Source organism: Luteolibacter pohnpeiensis (genome assembly GCF_016595435.1).
Taxonomy (GTDB): domain Bacteria; phylum Verrucomicrobiota; class Verrucomicrobiia; order Verrucomicrobiales; family Akkermansiaceae; genus Luteolibacter; species Luteolibacter pohnpeiensis.
Map to the genome: position 1 here is coordinate 1 of NZ_JAENIJ010000245.1, position 312 is coordinate 312.

Genomic DNA, 312 nt, shown 5'->3' on the forward strand with positions numbered 1-312 from the left:
CACATTGGTCGGTAGCGAAGGCTAAGCTGACTGAGAAGCAAGTGATAATCGAGATTCCCGGGCAGCGGATTTCAACCCTAATTGTGGGAGCCACGATCGAGATTAAGAACTACCGAGTCACCGGGGACGAATGGCTCACTGGTGGAGAATTTGATGAGCTAGTGGTGTCCGGCAAGCGAATCGAAAGAGAAGTAGAACAAGTCAGCGCTGGACAACCCGCTACCCGATCCGAGTCGGATTCGGAGGGTGGCGACAAACCTCAACTAGAATCGGAGGGGCGCTCCCGGTAGCGGGCGCCAGGCCTTTAACGTT

At 55.1% G+C, this 312-nt stretch carries 1 protein-coding gene; it reads left to right on the forward strand.

Annotated features, from left to right (window positions below; all coding sequences use genetic code 11):
- On the forward strand, nucleotides 1–290 hold a 290-nt coding region (locus JIN85_RS21570), incomplete at its 5' end, for a hypothetical protein (protein WP_234047560.1).
- Nucleotides 291–312 lie beyond the last annotated feature (22 nt).